Origin of the sequence: Paraglaciecola sp. MB-3u-78, from assembly GCF_002835935.1 — a bacterium.
In the GTDB taxonomy this organism is placed as follows: Bacteria; Pseudomonadota; Gammaproteobacteria; order Enterobacterales; family Alteromonadaceae; genus Paraglaciecola.
Genome location: NZ_PJCF01000009.1, coordinates 114,347 through 133,551 on the forward strand (window position 1 = coordinate 114,347; position 19,205 = coordinate 133,551).

Below are 19,205 nucleotides of genomic sequence, written 5' to 3' on the forward strand. Positions count from 1 at the left end.
TAAAAAACCGAGTTCATTAACTCGGTTTTTTATTGTCTGTAACCTCGCTGTTCACACTTTATATCTAAGGGCGAACATACTGCATGGGTTTATCAGTTTGTAATTTTAAGTAACGGTCTCTGAGTTTACTTTGCCTAGAATGCATATCGACTTTCTCTCCTGAGATCAATACCAACTCGGCCGCCTCAGTTACCTCAAGGGGATCACCAGACCAAATGACGACATCAGCAATTTTCCCAGAGTCAAGGCTACCCAACTTATCATCTATGCCATAAAGCTTAGCCACGTTAATGGTCAAGGCAGCTAAGCCTTGGTCCCAACTTAATCCATTGGCGACCGCATTACCTGCGTGTTGTCTTGCCAAGCGAATATTATGGGTCTCCATGCCAATGCTTACTTCGACACCGGCAGCGGCTAATCTACCGGCATTTTCCAGGGTTGAGCCTAACTGGTCAAAACCAAAAGGTAGGTTTGCTTCGGGATCAAGGATCACTGGGATATTGTTATCGGCCAACTCTTTAGCCACTCGCCAGCCTTCAGTGGCGTAAGTAATGACTATATTCAATTGAGGTTGGCGTTGTTTTAAAGCAATAACCTGACGAATATCCGCCGCTCTGCGGGCATCCACTAAAAGCGGTACTTCGCCCTTAACAACCGGAATTAATGCTGCAATATCAGCTCGGCTCAATTCACCATGCCATTCATCAATTGGAGTGAGTGATTTTCCAATCGCAAATTTGGCTTCAGCAAGGGCTGTTTCAAGGCTAACCCAAAGTACACTTCGAGAGCCTCCAACTGTGTCTGCGCCATTATTACCCAATCTAGTGCTGATAAATGCTCTGCCTTGGATTATTGGGTCGCTGCTGTCACCTAAAGAAATCAAAGCTCCTTGACCGTTAAATAATTGCCCAGTGCGACCCATTGAGGTGGCCGCAGATGTCACACCTTCAATCCGCGCAATGGCCATTAACGATGATTCAGGGTTGATGGCATATGACACATCAAACGCTGCGCCGGTTTTAGAAATGCTAGTCAAACTCGAGTTACTGTCATTGGTACCCGCAGAAAAACCCACATCGACCAGACCCAAACTAGTGCTTGCACCTATTAACCCTGGTGTCACGACTTTGCCTTTGGCGTCAATAATTTCGTATCCAGCTAAAGCTGGCTCACCTTCCATAACACTTTGGATCTTGCCGTCTTTGATCAGCACAGTGGCATTATCGACTGTGCCTTGGGATGACATGGTATGTACCTTAGCCCCCACAATAGCGACATTTTTAGCATCAACAACTTGCGTCAACAACATACTGCCAAGAAATGAATATTTAATTAATTTGTTCATTTGCTGTCTCCTTCGCCGGGTTGTCCTAACTCAAAATCACTCACTGGCCATGATGCAGGATCATTGCGGTCATATATTAATGCTCCGTCTAAATAAACGTGTTCTGCTTGAGCATAGGTGGAAAATGGATCAGCCGACCAAATTACCACATCAGCGTTTTTACCTTTTTCCAAAGAGCCTGTTTGCTCAAATATTCCCAAAGACTTAGCAGGGTTAGCGGATAACCATTGCCATGCGTCAGCCTGGCTAATGTTGATCCCTGCACGGCGGCCATTGGCCCACGCTTTAGCCGCTTCTTGATTTAATCGTTGAATACCTAAATCACTATCAGAATGCACTATTGCACAGGCTTTCGCTGCATGAACCATAGGTATGTTTTCTTGAATTCCGTCATAGGCTTCTAACTTAAAGCCCCACCAATCAGCCCACATTGCTGAACACACACCCGCCTGCGCTAGTTGGTCAGCTATTTTGTATGACTCAACCGCATGATGAAACGCGGCAATCTTATAATTAAACTCTTTCATGACATCCAGCATAGTGCCCATATCGTCAGCGCGATAACAATGCATATGAACTAGGATTTCGCCTTTTAATGCTAAGGCTAAGGTTTCAAGCTTTAGGTCACGTTTAGGCACTTTAAGGTCTTTTTTACCTGCTTTATGATCAACATAATATTTGTCCCATGTGCGCTGGTAGTTTTGAGCATCGGCCCACGCTTGTCTGTAACCAGCCACATTGCCCATGCGTGTAGAAGGGCCCCCTTTTGTGCCATACACCCTTTTAGGGTTTTCGCCGCAGGCCATTTTCATACCGTATGGTGCATCAGGAAATTTCATATCTTGCACGGTTGCACTAGGCAAATTTTTGACTGTTACCCCTCGCCCGCCAACTAAATTAGCCGAGCCTGGTAAAATTTGCATCACAGTCACACCACCAGCCAAGGCTCGTTGAAAACCAGCATCTTGTGGCCAAATAGAATGCTCAGCCCAGACTTCTGCAGTCACGGGGTTAGTCGCCTCGTTACCGTCAGAATGGGCGGTGCCACCTGGAGCGGGATACACCCCTAAATGGCTATGCACGTCGATAATACCTGGAGTGACCCATTTACCTTTAGCATCAACAGTCACGCCATCATCAGGTACAGATAAATCCTTGCCTATCGCAACAACTTTACCATTTTGTAACAACACCGAACTGTCAGTAAAAACCCCACCTATACCATCTAAAACAGTCGCATTGGTAATTAAAACACTGATGCTGGCCATGGGGTTTGTAAGTACTTGGAAAAGGATTTTGATTGATTTGAAATGCTGGCTCTTGGTTTTTATCTTCGCCTGAATCTGAACACCCCACCAAAGTCAATAAACCTGCAACCGCAGCTATTTTAAATAGCTGTCGTTTCTTATTTAAAATTTTCATGTTTTTCCCTGAAAGTATTTGTTAGTTGTGATGACACAATGAGTCAATCTTTGTTGACTAAGATTATCCTAATAACATTAACCAGATTTTACTAGGATTGGATCTGTTGCAAAATCTCATCCGCGCTTTTCAACGCACGAATCCCCATAAACAGCGCCTCCGCTTCTGGATATTGGCGACTCAAATACCCCAACCATTGTTTCACCCGATTAGGGTAATATTTACCTTTATCACCAAACAATTCGTAACCAGAATATCGTACCAACAAAGCCTTAACTTGCTCCCATGGCATAGCTAGCTCGGTATTTTTAATCACCTGAGCCAAATTAGGCATCGCCAAAGCACCACGGCCCAACATAATATTTTCACAATCAGATTGTTGTTGGCAATTTACCGCGTCTTGCTCATTCCAAATTTCACCATTAGCGATTATAGGTATATCCACATGTTGTTTTATCTTCGCAATCCAGTCCCAATAAGCAGGAGGCTTATAACCATCAACTTTGGTGCGGGCATGAATAACTAGTGAGTTAGCCCCTGCATCAGCAATGGCCTGTGCATTGGAAATCGCCAAAGATGTGTCATCAAAACCCAAACGCATTTTGGCACTCACAGTGTGTTCTTTTGGGACAGCTTGGCGCACAGCACTGACAATGTTGTAAATCGTTTCAGGTTCCCGCAGTAATATCGCACCACCTTTGCTCTTATTAACTGTTTTAGCTGGGCAACCAAAGTTGAGATCAATACCATGGGAGCCTAACTCAACCGCTCGAAAAGCATTTTCTGCTAACCAATCTGCGTGTTGACCTAATAACTGCACTTTGACTGGCACACCATTAGGCGTAAAACCTTGATTGTTTAACTCTGGGCATATCCGATGAAACACACGCTTGGGCATTAACTGATCAACGATCCTGACAAACTCAGTCACGCACAAGTCAAATCCCCCTACTTGAGTCAACATGTCTCGCATAAGGTGATCAACTACCCCTTCCATCGGGGCTAAAGTAATATGCATTAAGGCAACTCACTTTGCACTTTTTGCTGTCTACGTATCCCACATGCCTGCACAATATCAACCTGCTGCTGTGAACTCGCGTTGCTCCAAATCAATATTTCATCCAACATTCTAAAACATCCCAGACACATATCTTTATCATCAAGACAGCAATTTCGGACACAAGGGGATGCAACGTTTAATAGGGTATTGGTCATGACTTATTCATTCAAAATAGATTAGCCATATTCTATCAATAAGCTTGTACCAATCCCAGTAAAGAAGTGACCGCGCAGCGACGCCTTGCCTAAAATCGGCTGGGGCTTTCTGAGTGAACACGTCTTTATTGGGATTGGTATTATGGAAGACCAAAGTTTGCTATGTATCTAAAATTCATTCACAAGTTCAACTCGCTAAGGTAACCTTCAATGGTGATCAGCAATTGATTTGTAGTAGCCGTTTTCTGATCACAAAGGCTACGGATATTTAAAAAGAGAGAAAGGAATTATGGATAATAAAAATTACCAACACTTTAGTTTTAACGAATTATTGAATGCTCAGCAGAACATAGGCTCAGAAACCCCACCGCAAGAAATAGCAGATTTGCAGGCCGTGATTAGTGCCCACCCAAATAACCCCGCTAATCAAACAGCAAATAAACGAACAGTGCCAGTAAAGTTTTTAGGTAAAACGGACGAATTTTTCTCTATTTGGATTGTCAATTTGTTACTAACAATTGTCACCCTTGGTATTTATTCAGCGTGGGCTACCGTCAGAAATAATCGCTATTTTTATTCCAACACTGAAATTGATGGCCACAGATTGGCATACCTAGCAGACCCTATTCAAATACTAAAAGGCAGGATTATAGGTGTATTATTATTTGCTAGTTATTTTTTAGCAGCCTCATTTAGTCCTATTGCTGCTGGTATCATTATGCTGGTATTGGTATTTGCATACCCGCTACTGATTTGTATGAGCCTGAGATTTAAAATGCGCATGACAGCATATAGGAATGTGCGCTTTAATTTTAATGGTAAGTATGGACGTGCTTTTGTGGTGTTTATTTTGTTACCCATTATGAGCATATTTACTTTGTACTTAGCACTTCCTTGGGTAATGAAAAAAGTAGATCAGTTTATTTATGACAACATCACCTTCGGCGACAAAAAACTTAGCACTAGCCTTGAAACAGGAGAATATTTTATAGCTGGTTTAGGTGCAGCTTTTATAGGTATCGCCCTATTTGTATTAGCCAGCTTCGGCCTTGGGTTATCTTTTTCTGACTTGGTGCCAGGAGAAAGCGGAATAGACTTCACTCTTGGATACGCGCTCTTTATTGTGACATATGTCGCAGTAATTTTAATTTGTTCTAGTTTTTACGCCGCTCGCATTCGTAATCATATATTTAATAATAGTGTGATTGAGGACGTGTCTGAATTCACATCACAACTATCAGTCTCACAATTGATTTGGTTACGAAGTTCAAACTTTGTGGTGATTGTCGCCAGCTTAGGTTTTGCCATGCCTTGGGTAAAAATTCGAAGCGCCAGATTATATGCTTCAGCGACGCAAGTGACAGTGTTAGCAGGAGCTGACAACGTTCTGACTAAAGACTCTCAATCCAGCAGTGCCATTGGCGAAGAAGTGGCTAACGCCTTCGATATTGATGTGGCTATCGGTTAATGAAAACCTTAGAAGTAACGGGTAAATTTTACCCCCTAGGAAGGTCTCAGTGCCTTCCCGTTACTGTTTTGATGACGGCATCTGACGGTCTTCGCATTATTGATTTATCGAATCAACTATTAGCCGAAACAGATGTCAGTCAAATACAGGTCGCTGAAAAATTAGCCTCTGTGCCCCGAGAAATATCGCTGTATGATCAAGGCCTTGTTGTCGTCGACTCAACCCCTGCTGTAGATGTTTGGATTGCGTCAAATAGCCAACAAAACAAAGTATCCAAACTAGAAAGCAGTAAGTCTACGGTTTTGCTCTGCGCGGTTTTAGTGCCTGTTTTTCTGTTTGCTTTCTTTAAATACCTGATCCCTAGCTCAGCTATTCTGTTTGCAGACTATGTGCCCGAAAGCATTGTGAACATTGCTTCAAAACATACCTTAAGCGCATTAGATAACAGTATACTTTCTGACACGTCGCTGAATGATGAAACCCAGAATAGTTATCAAAATATGTGGCGAGATATTATATCTAAAATTGATGTTCCGACCCAATTTGATATTCAATTCAGGCAATCTGACACTATGGGAGCCAATGCCTTCGCCCTGCCCAATGGCACGATAGTCATCACAGATGAATTAGTTAAACTGATTGGCGACAACCATGACCTGTTAACCGCTATTCTGTTACATGAAATTGGACATGTGGAACATAAACATTCCATGCGATTTATTTCAGAAGCATTGGCAACATCTATTGCAGTGAATTATTTTTTTGCTGATTTAGGTGGTTTAGTAGAGTTCTTTGCTGGCGTCTCGAATACCGTGGTTCAAAATCAATTTTCCCGAAAGTTAGAATGGGAAGCTGATAACTATGCACTTAGTAAACTCGTCGGATTAGGAATGGACAGAGAAAGCTTTGCCGAGGCCATGCAAAAGCTAGCTGTAACACTGCCTAAAGAGTCCAAGCTGACACTATGGCTTCAATCCCACCCATCTATGCAATCGCGTATAGATAATGCCAAAGATAAGCACCTAGATTAATTTAAAAAAACACCGATGTGTATATGCTTCTGCATATTGCATCGGCTTTTAATATTTATTCGGCACTACCTTGTTTACCTTAAGTTAAGTGAAATATTTACATAATCTGTGGATTTCATGCACGGCATTTTATGACTAAGGCACCATAATTATGATCAACAAATATTACGTTCACAATCCTCTGAAATAAAGAACATCACAATAATTTCAAAAAATCATGTAGTCCGAGTAAAGCAAAAAATTAACGTTTTCAAATCGATAAACACATCTATATGTTACTCAGTTGTAAATAATCACAAGTCAGTGGTAAGACCAGTTAATTATTCTGCTATACTCTACAAGTTTATCAAAGCCAACTATCTTGGAGTTCTATTATGTTGCATTACAAAGCGCCGGTTATGGACATGAAGTTTCTTATCGAAGACGTGTTTAATTATTACCCTCATTATAAAAAATACCCAGAGTTTGCTGAAGCAACGCCTGATTTAGTCGATGCGATATTACAAGAATGTGCAAAATTTTGTGAAAATGAATTATTACCTTTAAACCAAAGTGGTGATAAAGAAGGCTGTAAATTTGATAATGGTGTCGTGACTACGCCTAAAGGTTTTAAAGAAGCTTATACAAAATATGTTGAAGGCGGATGGCAAAGTTTATCTCACCCTATTGAACATGGAGGCCAAGGTTTACCCCCATCATTAGGCATGGTAAAACAAGAAATGATGGGCACAGCGAATTGGTCATGGGCGATGTATCCTGGCTTAAGTCATGGTGCAATGAACACCGTTCAAACCCACGGCACACCTGAGCAAAAAGAACTGTATCTGACACGTTTAACTCAAGGCACGTGGACCGGCACTATGTGTTTAACCGAACCCCAATGCGGCACCGACTTAGGCCAAGTTAAAACCAAAGCCGTAGCAAACAGTGATGGTACCTATGACATTGTGGGTACTAAAATATTTATTTCTGCAGGTGAACACGATTTAACTGAGAATATAATTCACATCGTCTTGGCCCGTATTCCCGGCGCACCTAAAGGCACTCGTGGTATTTCTTTATTCATTGTGCCCAAAATCCAAGTAGACCAACAAGGTAACTTAGGTGAAACCAATCATGTCACCTGCGGTGCCATTGAGGATAAAATGGGTATTAAAGGCTCATCTACTGCGGTGCTAAATTTTGATAATGCTAAAGGTGTATTAATAGGCCCTGAAAACAAAGGCTTAGAATGTATGTTCACCTTTATGAACGCCGCGCGTGTGGGCACAGCGTTACAAGGTGTCTGTGCCTCGGAACTGTCTTATCAAAACGCATTATTATATGCCAAAGACCGTTTATCGATGCGCGCCTTAACCGGTAAAAAATTCCCAGACAAAGTAGCAGACCCCATCATTGTTCATCCTGATGTACGTAAAATGTTAATGACCCAAAAGGCCATCACTGAAGGTGGTCGTGCCATGGTGTATTACACCGCCAAAATTGTTGATGACTTGGAGATGGCTACAACAGATGAAGCACGTAAAGCCGCAGATGACAGATTAGGTTTCCTGACTCCCATCCTTAAAGCCTTTTTAACAGAGCTAGGCTGTGAAAGTGCCAGTCACGGTATGCAAGTATTTGGTGGCCATGGATATATTAAAGAATGGGGCATGGAGCAGATTTATCGTGACGTGCGTATTGCGACTATGTACGAAGGCACAACCGGTATTCAGGCATTGGATTTATTGGGCCGGAAAATATTACTCACCCGTGGTAAGTCATTAAAAGCATTCAGTAAAGAAGTGTTAGTTTTCTGCAAAGACAAAAGTTTGATTTCTAGTAACCCCCATAAACGTCAAATGAATAAATTTGTCTGGGCATTAAGCAAAAATGTGGCGAACTGGCAACAATACTCCATGCGTTTAGCCTTGAAAGCTAAAAAAGACAGAGACATAGTAGGTTCAGCCTCAGTAGATTATTTAATGTACTCAGGCTATATAGTGATGGGGTATTTTTGGGCGCAAATGACGCAAACCGCCTACGAAAAATTAGCCGGAGAAGTTGAAAACCGTGACTTTTATCGTGCCAAAATCAAAACCGCCGAATTTTATTTTGAACGTTTATTACCCAGAACAAAGTCTTTAGCTAAAACCATGATGGCCGATCCAAAAACCTTAATGCAGCTAGACGAAGATTTGTTATCTTTTTTATAGGTTAATGTTTGTTGGAGCACTGAGTGTTAAAAATTAACATATTCAGTGCTTCAATATTTTCTTAAGCAAAGACAAGTAAGAGCAATGTTCGCCTAGGTAGACTAGAAAAAGGTGAAGAAAACAGCTAAAACATCTATCATTTAGTTTTGGGTCCAAAATAGCGGTGAAAACTAGCTTTGCAGTACACACAGGTTAATTTAGGCATGTACAAAGAAATATGCTTAGAATTAGCTGAACTTGTTATACGTTTTAGTATTTTACTCATTGAGCCAAGAAATAGCATCATCTTCATTATCAAAGTATCTAATTTCACCAGAAATGAACCAACTACCCATCTTCGCCGCAAACTCTTGCCATTTTTTGTTTCCATAAATAGCCACTTTTGAAAATTTCATTACCGTGTTTTAAGCCTATTTTGAAATCATCCCACGCAGCTCTGACGTCCCATCCTTGCAACTCTGTGCCATCAATAAGGGCTTTCACTTTTGGATCCTTAACTTCAGACAATGCAGAATCAATTAACGGAGCTATACATCGAATGCCTAATGATTCAACTATGATCAGCTCGTTATTTGCGCGTTCCTGACATTTTTTTTGTTGGACGAAGCTGCAATACCAGTGTTTTTAATACCTACATTACCCGCTGCCGATCTTAAGGTCTATTTATAGTCTCTCGATAGTTATTTACAGAGACTACTATTTTAATCTCGAGTGTATTGGTAAATAATTTAATCAGAATTGACCAAGATCAATAAGCGTTAAACAAGCTAATTTATAGTAACCGTAAACCATATCAAATCATCGTAAAACTGTTTTTGAGAGCATAGATACAACTATCCTCGCGTAATTTACTACGTAATATCAAGAACGTGTTTGAAGCGCTAAGGGACTTAGCATAATCATACATAAAGATATAATTCAAAGGATAATTAGATGAAAACAGACAATAAACAAAACTATAAAGACTCAAAGGTTTATCTCATTGGCAGTGGCATAGCTGGGCTGGCTAGTGCCGTATATTTAGAAAAGGATGTGGGTGTACCTGGTGAAAATATCCATATTTTAGAAAAAGATTTAATCGCTGGCGGAGCTACTGACGGCGCTGGCGATAAAGATAAAGGATTTGTCGTTCGTGGTGGAAGAATGCATGAAATGCACTACGAATGTTATTGGGAACTACTTTCCCATATTCCATCATTGGAAGACTCAAATATATCAGTACGAGATGAGTCATACGAATTTAATCAACGATTTGTATCCAATGCTCAGGCCCGTCTATTAAAAGAAGGCAAGAAATTAGATGTCTCCTCCTATGGGTTGTCTTTTAAGCAACAGGCCGACTTTATCAAGCTCACCTACGTTTCCGAAAGCTCACTAGCTGATAAACGAATGTAAGCGGCTAATCAACCCACGTATCAAACAGTCGTAATACTGCGCTTATAGTTCCACGGCAATAACGCTTCAAAATCTTCCACCGTTTCCGCATAGGGTATCGCTTTGAATATAGTATTGAGATATGCGTATGGCTCAATGCCATGTAACCGAGCGGTTTCAATCAAGCTGTAATGTGCGGCACTGGCGTTTGCGCCAGCAGGTGTGTCGGCGAATAACCATGCACGCCTCCCAACGGCAAAAGGGCGAATGGCGTTTTCAGCCATAATGTTACTGATGCGAAGCTGCCCATCTGTGCAATACACAGTGAGTTTATCCCACTGATTATGCAAGTAGGTCATGGCCTTGCCAGTTAAACTGTCGGTGGCCACGCGCGGTTTGTTTGCCGTGAGCCATGCCTGCAGTGTGTTTAATATCGGCATGCTCTTAGCTTGGCGAACGGCCAGTCTTTTCTCATTGCTAGCATGTTTGATGGTGCGCTCAATCCCATAGAGCTTGTTAATCAGGCTCAAGGCCATGTCGGCTTTGCTGGCTTTTATTTTTTTCCCTTTAGGTTGTGATTGCTGTGCCTCGATGAATTTGCGGCGAGCGTGATCCATACAGCCTAATTGAATGAGCTGGTTTTTGCGGCACACTTCGTTGTAACCTGCATAACCGTCGGTTTGCAGGTAGCCATGAGTAAATCCATGTAGCAAGCGCATAGGCACATGGCGAGCACGCGATGGGTCATAGTCAAACAGCACGCTTTGTTGGTCGGCTTTACCGCCGAGTGTCACCCACATAAATTTATCGCCCGTGGGCGCAAGCCCTGGCTCTTTTAATACCTGAATGCGGGTTTCATCCGCCATAATGAGTGAGCCGGCATGCTGAGTCTCCCTTAATAAGTTAATTAAGGGTTGGATTTGTTTGCCTAGCGCAATGACATAGTTGGCGAGTGTTGTTCTTGATATGCTGCCCCCGTATCGTTCGATAATCCCCTCTAATCGATAAAGCGGCATGCCATCGGCGTATTTAGCAATAATGATGTAGGTCATTAAGTTGATACTGCCCATGGCTTTGGGTACAGGGTGTTTAATGACCTCAGCCGCTTTCATGGTGGTTGTGCCTTGTTCGTCTTTAAACACCGCCTTTTCCTGCATGTACTCTAGTACCTGTACTTTGGCAGGGATAATATCTAGCTCTTCTCTGACTTTCACAAAGAAGGTATTGATTGCGCCTTCTTTTTCAGTATCTGACAAATACGCAAACACTTGGGTGCGTGGTAGGTTTTTAGCAAAGGGTTTGCGACCGGTTTTGGCTTTAGGCTCGCTTGTGGTCGGTAACTCAGGCTCAGTTTGTTCTGGCTCACTGGTCGCTTCGGCTTCGTTGAACAAGTTACCTTGCTCTGGCGGGGTTTGTTCAGAGCTGCTGCCAAAGCGTTTGCTATTAGATAAGCGTAAATACTCTTCGAGTAACTCAACGCGCTTTTTAAGTGAATCGATGACATCAGACTTCTTTTCGATGATGTCACTTTGCTCTGCAATCAGTGTTTCTTTTTCCCCAATCACCCCGTCTTTTTCAGACAGCATAGCTTGCAACCTTGACATGGTATCGGTGTCGCTAAAAGCCTTGTTTTTATGGGTGTTGGGCGGTAATTTCATGCCCGATATTATACTAAACTTGAGGCTAAAAAGCCCTAAAAAACACTGTCGAAATGCAACTTTTTATGGCCCTTCATGGCACTAATATCAAGACCATCAAGTAGCCAGTTTATTTGCTGGCCGTTGAGTGTTATCACCTCCTTTTCACACCTCGGCCAAATGAATCTATCTTCCTCTAGGCTTTTGTAATACAGCACGAAACCATTGTTTTCCCAGAACAGACATTTGATTTTAGTGCGCCGTTTATTGGTGAACACATACAAGTGACCCGAAAAAGGGTTGTGACCCAACTCACATTCGACAATGGCGCTAATGCCTCGAAATGACTTACGGAAGTCAATTGCCTGCGGATATAGATAAATATGCGTAAGCGACATGCACGGGCGCATCGCACTTGTCATGACAATGCCGCCGTTAGCTGTTTCACCACATCGATATTATTGGGCGCAATACCCGATAACGACAGGCCATTGGCGAAGTGCAGCGTTAATAATTCTGGCTTGGGTAAATACTCTGGAATAGGCAATGCAATGAAACCCGTTTTGACCGGTGCTGTTTCTTGCGTTTCTAATCTACGCTTATGGTGACTTAGTCGCTGCGGGTTTAGTTGATGCTTTTTACAATACTGCGTTTGTGTTAATGCTGAATCCTTCCATTGGCTTACGTGTTGCTGCCAAAAGATGATGGGTTGTTTTGACATGTCATTTCCTCACTTGATTTCAGTGACGAAATTATGCACCAGCGGTAATGGTAAAATAAGACCGTGGGTTTATTTGGCGCTTACAAACGAATTGAAGATTGGTTTGAGCAAAGCTTTTTTGAAACCAAATTTTGGTTTATCTGGAGTTCCATGTTTGCGTTCCAAAAATGGAGCAGTCTGGCAGAAATGCGACGATATATGCAACGCTTCATACATCTTGTGGATGGTTTGCCGAAACTCGGTGGTGTGATGCGCACCAAATATAACCAATATGATTCAGTTGTTAGACCGATGAAGAAGTACCTTGAAGAAAAGGGTGTGAAGTTTGAAATGGGCAAAGAAGTCGTTGATATTGATTTCAATCTATCCGCGGACAAAATATCGGCGACTGTCATTCATCTTAAAAACAAAACAGAAATAGTCCTTAGAGAAAATGATTTTGTGTTTTTCACCAACGGCTCAATTACAGAAAGTACCGATAATGGAAGTTGGGATAAACCAGCCAAATTGAAAGGTGTAGAAGAATCCGGCGCTTGGACCTTATGGAAAAAAATAGCCAAAAAAGATCCGTCTTTTGGCAACCCCAATCCATTTTGTGACAATATTGATTTGCAAAAATGGTACTCATTTACCGCAACAATGAAAGACAGTACATTTCTCGATTACATGGAAAACTTCTCAGGCAATGTAGATGGAACTGGCGGACTTGTCACTATGATCGATTCCAACTGGCTCATGTCAATTGTAATAGCACGGCAGCCCCACTTTCCAAATCAACCTAATGACGTGAAGATTTTTTGGGGGTATGGACTCTACCCTGATAGAAAAGGCAATTACATCAACAAAACAATGGCCGAATGTAGTGGTGCTGAAATACTAGAAGAGCTTTATTACCATTTAAAAATCCAAGAGCTTATGGCGCCGATTACAAAAGCTGGGAAAGTGAATTGTATCCCTGTTGCCATGCCGTTTATTGATAGTCTTTTTATGCCCAGAAATAAGGGTGATAGACCCGATGTAATTCCAAGTGGATCAACAAACTTTGCGTTCTTAGGCCAGTTTGCTGAAGCTCCTAAAGATTGTGTATTTACCGTTGAATATTCAGTGAGAACCGCCCAAATGGCTGTTTATGGTTTGTTTGATACCGATAAGAAGGTGCATCCAATGTACGAATCAACCCACAACCCCAAGTACTTACTTGCGGCACTTAAAGCCATTAGTCGATGAAGAAACACCATTGGGTTCAATGTTTATATGCCCAAATCAATCAGTAGGAGAAGTACATTTTAGAAATCATAGATATCGGTATTGATAATGCCCTCGCCTTTCAAATGTCAGGGAAAATCACTGAAAGTGACATGAATTTGGTGCTTATTCATGCAAAGCAAAAAATTGAAAGTTATGGCAGTATCGTTGTTTTTGAAAAAATCAATTCTTTCGAGGGTGTTGAAGTAGCGGCAATTGTCGAAGAGTTCAAATACATTTTCAAAGCCGGAATGTCCAATATAGCAAAAGTGGCAATATTGACAGATAAGAAATGGATCGAACATATCGTTAATATTGAGGACAAGATTTTTAACCAGATTGAAATGAAATGTTTCCCTATTGAAGAGCAGTTAGCAGCCGTACAGTTTCTTAAAAGCCCCTAACAAGGTGCGAAGCCGAAACTAATGTTATACCTACAATGCACCTCAATCCTATGGAATAGTAGATTAATAAAAACTATCAATTACATTAATCCTGACAGAAAAAAAAACGATTAGAGCCACCGCAGCAAAAGGTTTTACCTATAGTTTGAAATATTCGATAGTGTTGTTCGAGCGCATTATAAACGTGAACAAATAAATACTTTTTTTCATACAAAAAAGGAAATTAATTAATGTCTAACAATAAATGTCCCGTGATGCATGGTGGCGCTACAGAAAGTAGCATGTCGAACATGGAATGGTGGCCAAAGACCCTAAACCTAGATATTTTGCATCAACACGATAACAAGACCAATCCACTGGGAGCAGACTTCAACTATCGGGAAACGATTAAAAACCTCGACGTAGTCGCTCTTAAAAAAGACATGCATGCACTGATGACTCACAGTCAGCCTTGGTGGCCAGCAGATTGGGGGCATTACGGCGGTCTGATGATCCGTATGTCCTGGCATGCAGCCGGTACTTATCGCATCGCTGATGGTCGAGGTGGTGCTGCTAGCGGCAATCAGCGTTTTGCTCCCATCAATTCTTGGCCAGACAACGTCAACCTAGATAAAGCTCGTCGTCTACTTTGGCCCATCAAGAAAAAATACGGCAACAAGCTTAGTTGGGCCGATTTAATTGCCTATGCAGGTACCATCGCTTATGAATCCATGGGCTTAAAAACCTTCGGCTTTGCTTTTGGCCGTGAAGATATCTGGCATCCAGAAAAAGACACTTACTGGGGATCTGAAAAAGAGTGGCTTGCCCCCAGTGGTAGTGAAGGCAGCCGTTACACCGGCGAACGTGATCTAGAAAACCCCCTAGCCGCAGTGATGATGGGACTTATTTACGTAAATCCCGAAGGTGTGGACGGCAATCCTGATCCTATTAAGACAGCTGATGATATACGTGTCACGTTTGAACGCATGGCCATGAACGATGAAGAAACAGTTGCCCTTACCGCAGGTGGACATACAGTAGGTAAATGCCATGGTAATGGCGATGCTGAGCTACTGGGTTCCACTCCAGAAGGTGCTGAACTAGAAGATCAAGGCTTCGGCTGGCTAAATAAAACCAAACGTGGCATTGGTCGTGACACCTTGTCCAGTGGTATCGAAGGTGCATGGACGACCCACCCTACCCAATGGGATAACGGCTATTTTCAACTGTTACTTAACTACGAGTGGGAGTTGAAAAAGAGCCCAGCAGGTGCTTGGCAGTGGGAGCCTATCAATATTAAGGAAGAAGATAGACCGGTCGATGTTGAAGACTCATCTATCCGTCACAACCCAATTATGACTGATGCTGATATGGCCATGAAAATGGATCCTGAATATCGGAAAATTTCCGATAATTTCTACAAAAATCCTGATTATTTTTCTGAAGTATTCGCACGAGCATGGTTCAAATTAACGCATCGCGATTTGGGACCAAAGTCTAATTATATTGGTCCTGACGTGCCTCAAGAAGAACTTATCTGGCAAGATCCAGTGCCTTCTGGGAACACTAGTTATGATGTTAAGGCAGTGAAAGACAAAATAGCGGCCAGTGATTTGAGCATAAGCGAAATGGTGTCTACCGCATGGGACAGTGCCAGAACCTTCCGTGGTTCAGACAAACGTGGCGGTGCCAATGGTGCTCGCATTCGGCTTGCTCCTCAAAAAAACTGGGAAGGTAATGAGCCTTCACGTTTAGCTAAAGTGCTCACTGTACTCGAAAGCATTGCAACCCAGAGCGGTGCAAGTGTCGCTGATGTCATTGTGCTGGCGGGTAACATCGGTATTGAGCAAGCAGCAAAGGCAGCTGGCTTTAATGTTAGGGTACCGTTCTCCCCAGGACGTGGGGATGCAAGCGCGGAGATGACCGATATCGACGCTTTTGAAGTGTTGGAACCCATTCATGATGGTTACCGTAACTTGCTTAAACGGGATTACGTGGTCAGTGCAGAAGAATTGATGCTCGACCGAACACAACTGATGGGCTTAACTGCCCCTGAGATGACAGTATTGGTTGGCGGTATGCGCGTATTAGGTACCAACTACGATGGCACCAAACACGGGGTATTGACTGATCGTGAAGGCATGTTGACCAATGACTTCTTCGTAAACCTCACTGATATGAATTATTCATGGAAACCTGCCGGCAATAATCTTTATGAAATTCATGATCGTGAGACAAAGCAGGTCAAGTGGACAGCAACCAGAGTGGACCTTGTTTTTGGATCTAACTCTATCCTTAGATCATACGCTGAAGTTTATGCACAAGATGACAACAAAGAGAAGTTTGTCCATGACTTTGTTGCAGCATGGACCAAAGTTATGAATGCTGATCGCTTCGATTTAGCCTAATCATAGCAACATATCCCTACGCCGCTCATTAGTTCGGCGTATGGATATCAAATTGAGAGTATTTCGACTTTGCTAACAAGGTCAGTGATGACTTGTCAACTAACTGTAAATCTACGTCCCCCTTAGTGATCTGCTATACACAACACTGACAGATCAATTTGGGTAATCAGCTAAAAGTAAGGCATAATTGTTCAATTCAGGCATGATAATTTAACCCACAAGGAGAAGAGGATATAAGTGAATAAAATTAAACTCACACAAGACGAAAATCTTTCCATAAAAGTCAGTTACCAGTTATTGCCTAGCGATCAGCAGAGGCTGGATCTCTATTTTTCCTTACCGGATGAAATGGGTATTAGTCCTAAAACCTTAGCAGAAGAGCATTATTTCCATAATAGTATACAAAGCCACAGTGCTTATTACTCAAACCAACTGCATTTACCTTTAGTACGAAGCCGCTTTATTAGCCAACAAAAAGGTGAGCAAAGTGACTACCGTTTAAACCTTAATCTGTTTTCATATCAAATTCGAACTGCATTGGATACGGATATAAAACAAACCATTAAGCTTAAAGAAAGCAAAGATTTTTATCCTCAAGCCATAGAGTTGGCAGAGCAAATTTCTGGCTTGCTAAAAAAGCTAAGAAGATATACGCCTCCAGATCAAAAACTCAGCGCATATCTTGAAAATGCCGACAACTACCTCAGTTGGCAAGTGGAACAATCGTTTTTAAAACTACTGTCTAGAGCCCCCAAAAGTAGTGATTTTACCAGTGAGAGAAACTTCTTATTGGCCCTGTGCCGTAGTGAAAATGAATACCGAGAAGAGAAACAATATAACTCACAAATCACCTTGGGTGACCCAAATCGCATCACCAATAAAATGCGCTTGCTGCAACGATTAATCGAATATGGTGTGGTATTTCAAAAAGAAGTTAAAAACCTCAATAGCAGTTTAAACCGCATAGTACGCGGCACAGTCACTGCTGTTATTATGGCTTTTGTTATGGTGCTAGTATTAAATGCGCGAACTAACTTTACTGAAGTGACGATTGCATTAGTCGGTATGTTGGGCGTTATTTATGGGTTAAGGGAAATATTCAAGGATGATATTACCCGTATCATTTGGCGTCGTATTCAAAAAGGGCTACCAAAATGGAAAATCATTTACAGTCATAGTGTCAATAAAACTCGAGTGGCGAGTCAAACTATTTGGCTTGAATACATTCGTAATAAAGATTTACCCAAACAAGTAGATAAATTATTTCAAACCCGGAGACAACAAAACAAACAGGCCGCACAATTACTGCATTTCCGAAGTGACACTAAGGTAAGTGCAAAAGGTTTTTTACCCGGATACGATGAAGTTCAACAACGTATTTATTTTAATTTAACCCCCTTCATTCGCTTTTTAAAAAAAGGCGAAGGCCGTTTATATTCACTCGAAAGCAGTAAAATAACCAAACAAGCGGTTGAACGTCGTTACCAAATCAACCTAGTGTTAATGCATACGGACAAACAAGATCAACAACAAATACAGCGCTTTAAAATCACCCTAAACCGCTCTAATATCATTAATATTGAGGCAATACAGTCAGATATCGATGAGTAATAAGAAACGCGTCCTAGCTCTGCTATAAGCTCTTATCACAAGCACGGATAGTATGTTAAGCATCAGTCTCGTGCTAATGAGTTACTCAATCAAATATTTAGAGCCCATATTCAAAGTAGAAATTCACTGCATTTAGTCATTTCTTGGTAAGGCATGAATTTGTTTGCGTTGATTGATGTGGTATAAAAACTGTAGTGATATTTTATACCGCAATCGGATGGTTAAAAGTGAATTTAGCTTAATGCACATTTTGAATTTTGAAGCTTTTCTTGTGGCGATTACGCTGTTAACCATTACCCCTGGAATTGATACTGTGCTGGTGATTAAGAATACCAGCCGTTCGGGTGGTTTGGATGGTGTAGTGACCAGCCTTGGCATTTGCCTTGGACTTTTTATACATGCGACGTTTTCCGCTGTGGGGATCTCAGCAATATTACTGCAATCGGCAGAACTCTTTCTAGCAATGAAATGGATAGGCGCCGCGTATCTAATTTGGCTAGGCATTGGAGCGTTGAAAGCCGCCATCAACGGTCACTCCGGGATAGCGATTAATGATTCTGTTTTCAGGTCTGTTAGCATTCGTCGGTCTTTGAAGGAGGGCTTTCTGTCAAACGTGCTAAATCCGAAGACGGCGGTTTTTTATCTAGCGTTTTTACCGCAATTTATTGACCCTCAGTACTCCCCATTTCTGCAAGCAATGACCATGGCCGGAATACATTTTATTATTGCTATGATTTGGCAATGTGGGCTTGCCGGAGCTGTTAGCTCAGCTAAACGTTTTTTTGCCAGCAGTTTGGCCTTGAGATGGATGGACGGAATAACAGGTAGTGTATTAGTATTCCTTGGGTCAAAACTAATCCTTGATGACCAGAATTAAGACCTTAGTTAAAATGACGAGTTAGCAGGGTATACCGATAAGCGCAGCCTTTGCTTTTCTCTGTGATCTATGTGCGCGGCACCCGGTGTTCTCGGTGGTTCAAATATCTTGTTCTTTGGCCTTTCGGTAGATTTCAACTACAAAAATTTTCACCACAGAGAACAAAGAGCGTCGGGCGCCGAGCGCTGCGCTACACAGAGGAAAGAAATTAAGAATTAGTATTAATTGCTTAGGCGGCTTTGATATTATCTTTAAGGTAATATCGAGTAGGGT

At 41.9% G+C, this 19,205-nt stretch carries 15 protein-coding genes and 2 pseudogenes; 9 read left to right on the top strand and 8 right to left on the bottom strand.

What is annotated here, in order from left to right; translation table 11 throughout:
- Positions 1 to 64: 64 nt before the first annotated feature.
- The 4 genes and pseudogenes from CXF95_RS21375 to CXF95_RS21390 all read right to left on the bottom strand — a co-directional run bounded on the left by CXF95_RS21375 (position 65) and on the right by CXF95_RS21390 (position 3,982).
- Positions 65 to 1,345: an amidohydrolase family protein gene (locus CXF95_RS21375; RefSeq protein WP_101200599.1), complete on the bottom strand. Its 1,281-nt coding sequence runs from the start codon at positions 1,343 to 1,345 to the stop codon at positions 65 to 67.
- Positions 1,342 to 2,767, bottom strand: a pseudogene (locus CXF95_RS21380) (amidohydrolase). The gene CXF95_RS21375 and the pseudogene CXF95_RS21380 overlap by 4 nt, the downstream one beginning before the upstream one ends.
- Before the next feature lie 91 nt (positions 2,768 to 2,858).
- Entirely contained in the window at positions 2,859 to 3,785 is a 927-nt protein-coding gene (dusC, locus tag CXF95_RS21385; protein ID WP_101200600.1) for a tRNA dihydrouridine(16) synthase DusC, read from the bottom strand.
- Positions 3,785 to 3,982 carry a DUF1289 domain-containing protein gene (locus CXF95_RS21390; protein ID WP_101200601.1) on the bottom strand — a complete coding sequence of 66 codons (198 nt, stop codon included), beginning with the start codon at positions 3,980 to 3,982 and terminating at the stop codon, positions 3,785 to 3,787. The genes dusC and CXF95_RS21390 overlap by 1 nt, the downstream gene beginning before the upstream one ends.
- 289 nt (positions 3,983 to 4,271) lie before the next feature.
- On the opposite strand from CXF95_RS21390, the gene CXF95_RS21395 reads away from it, so the two are divergent.
- The 3 genes from CXF95_RS21395 to CXF95_RS21405 all read left to right on the top strand — a co-directional run bounded on the left by CXF95_RS21395 (position 4,272) and on the right by CXF95_RS21405 (position 8,676).
- Positions 4,272 to 5,450: a YjgN family protein gene (locus CXF95_RS21395; protein WP_101200602.1), complete on the top strand. Its 1,179-nt coding sequence runs from the start codon at positions 4,272 to 4,274 to the stop codon at positions 5,448 to 5,450.
- A complete protein-coding gene (locus CXF95_RS21400; RefSeq protein WP_101200603.1) occupies positions 5,450 to 6,481 on the top strand; it encodes a M48 family metallopeptidase in 1,032 nt (343 codons plus the stop codon). Before CXF95_RS21395 ends, CXF95_RS21400 begins: the two co-directional genes overlap by 1 nt.
- A gap of 374 nt (positions 6,482 to 6,855) precedes the next feature.
- Positions 6,856 to 8,676, top strand: a complete 1,821-nt coding sequence (locus tag CXF95_RS21405; protein ID WP_101200604.1) for an acyl-CoA dehydrogenase C-terminal domain-containing protein — start codon at positions 6,856 to 6,858, stop codon at positions 8,674 to 8,676.
- Between the two features lie 257 nt (positions 8,677 to 8,933).
- On the opposite strand, the pseudogene CXF95_RS21410 reads toward CXF95_RS21405, so the two are convergent.
- Positions 8,934 to 9,240: pseudogene (locus CXF95_RS21410) on the bottom strand (STAS/SEC14 domain-containing protein).
- A 369-nt stretch (positions 9,241 to 9,609) separates the two neighbouring features.
- Between CXF95_RS21410 and CXF95_RS21415 the strand changes: the two are divergent.
- Positions 9,610 to 10,071, top strand: a complete 462-nt coding sequence (locus tag CXF95_RS21415) for an oleate hydratase (RefSeq protein WP_232787966.1) — start codon at positions 9,610 to 9,612, stop codon at positions 10,069 to 10,071.
- 20 nt (positions 10,072 to 10,091) lie between these two features.
- Here CXF95_RS21415 and CXF95_RS21420 read toward each other — a convergent pair whose 3' ends face one another.
- Genes CXF95_RS21420 through CXF95_RS21430 form a run of 3 tightly spaced genes read right to left on the bottom strand, consistent with a single transcriptional unit; the run spans position 10,092 to position 12,408 of the window.
- Entirely contained in the window at positions 10,092 to 11,708 is a 1,617-nt protein-coding gene (locus tag CXF95_RS21420) for an IS66 family transposase (protein ID WP_101197785.1), read from the bottom strand.
- Between the two features lie 35 nt (positions 11,709 to 11,743).
- The gene (gene tnpB, locus CXF95_RS21425) at positions 11,744 to 12,109 is read right to left on the bottom strand and encodes an IS66 family insertion sequence element accessory protein TnpB (RefSeq protein ID WP_101197784.1); all 366 of its coding nucleotides are present in this window, start codon (positions 12,107 to 12,109) and stop codon (positions 11,744 to 11,746) included.
- Positions 12,106 to 12,408: a hypothetical protein gene (locus CXF95_RS21430; RefSeq protein ID WP_101197783.1), complete on the bottom strand. Its 303-nt coding sequence runs from the start codon at positions 12,406 to 12,408 to the stop codon at positions 12,106 to 12,108. The genes tnpB and CXF95_RS21430 overlap by 4 nt, the downstream gene beginning before the upstream one ends.
- Positions 12,409 to 12,471: 63 nt before the next feature.
- Here CXF95_RS21430 and CXF95_RS21435 point away from each other — a divergent pair, with 63 nt between their 5' ends.
- From CXF95_RS21435 to CXF95_RS21455, 5 genes are all read left to right on the top strand, one after another.
- Positions 12,472 to 13,635 (top strand): oleate hydratase, encoded by a 1,164-nt coding sequence (locus tag CXF95_RS21435; RefSeq protein ID WP_232787967.1) that lies wholly within the window; start codon positions 12,472 to 12,474, stop codon positions 13,633 to 13,635.
- A gap of 104 nt (positions 13,636 to 13,739) precedes the next feature.
- Positions 13,740 to 14,057, top strand: coding sequence for an STAS/SEC14 domain-containing protein (locus CXF95_RS21440; RefSeq protein WP_255418945.1), 318 nt, complete (start codon positions 13,740 to 13,742; stop codon positions 14,055 to 14,057).
- A 230-nt stretch (positions 14,058 to 14,287) separates the two neighbouring features.
- Positions 14,288 to 16,444 carry a catalase/peroxidase HPI gene (gene katG, locus CXF95_RS21445; RefSeq protein ID WP_101200606.1) on the top strand — a complete coding sequence of 719 codons (2,157 nt, stop codon included), beginning with the start codon at positions 14,288 to 14,290 and terminating at the stop codon, positions 16,442 to 16,444.
- 237 nt (positions 16,445 to 16,681) lie between these two features.
- Complete coding sequence (locus tag CXF95_RS21450; RefSeq protein ID WP_101200607.1) at positions 16,682 to 18,055, top strand: hypothetical protein; 1,374 nt, start codon at positions 16,682 to 16,684, stop codon at positions 18,053 to 18,055.
- 241 nt (positions 18,056 to 18,296) lie between these two features.
- The gene (locus tag CXF95_RS21455; protein WP_101200608.1) at positions 18,297 to 18,932 is read left to right on the top strand and encodes a LysE family translocator; all 636 of its coding nucleotides are present in this window, start codon (positions 18,297 to 18,299) and stop codon (positions 18,930 to 18,932) included.
- Positions 18,933 to 19,205: the final 273 nt, after the last annotated feature.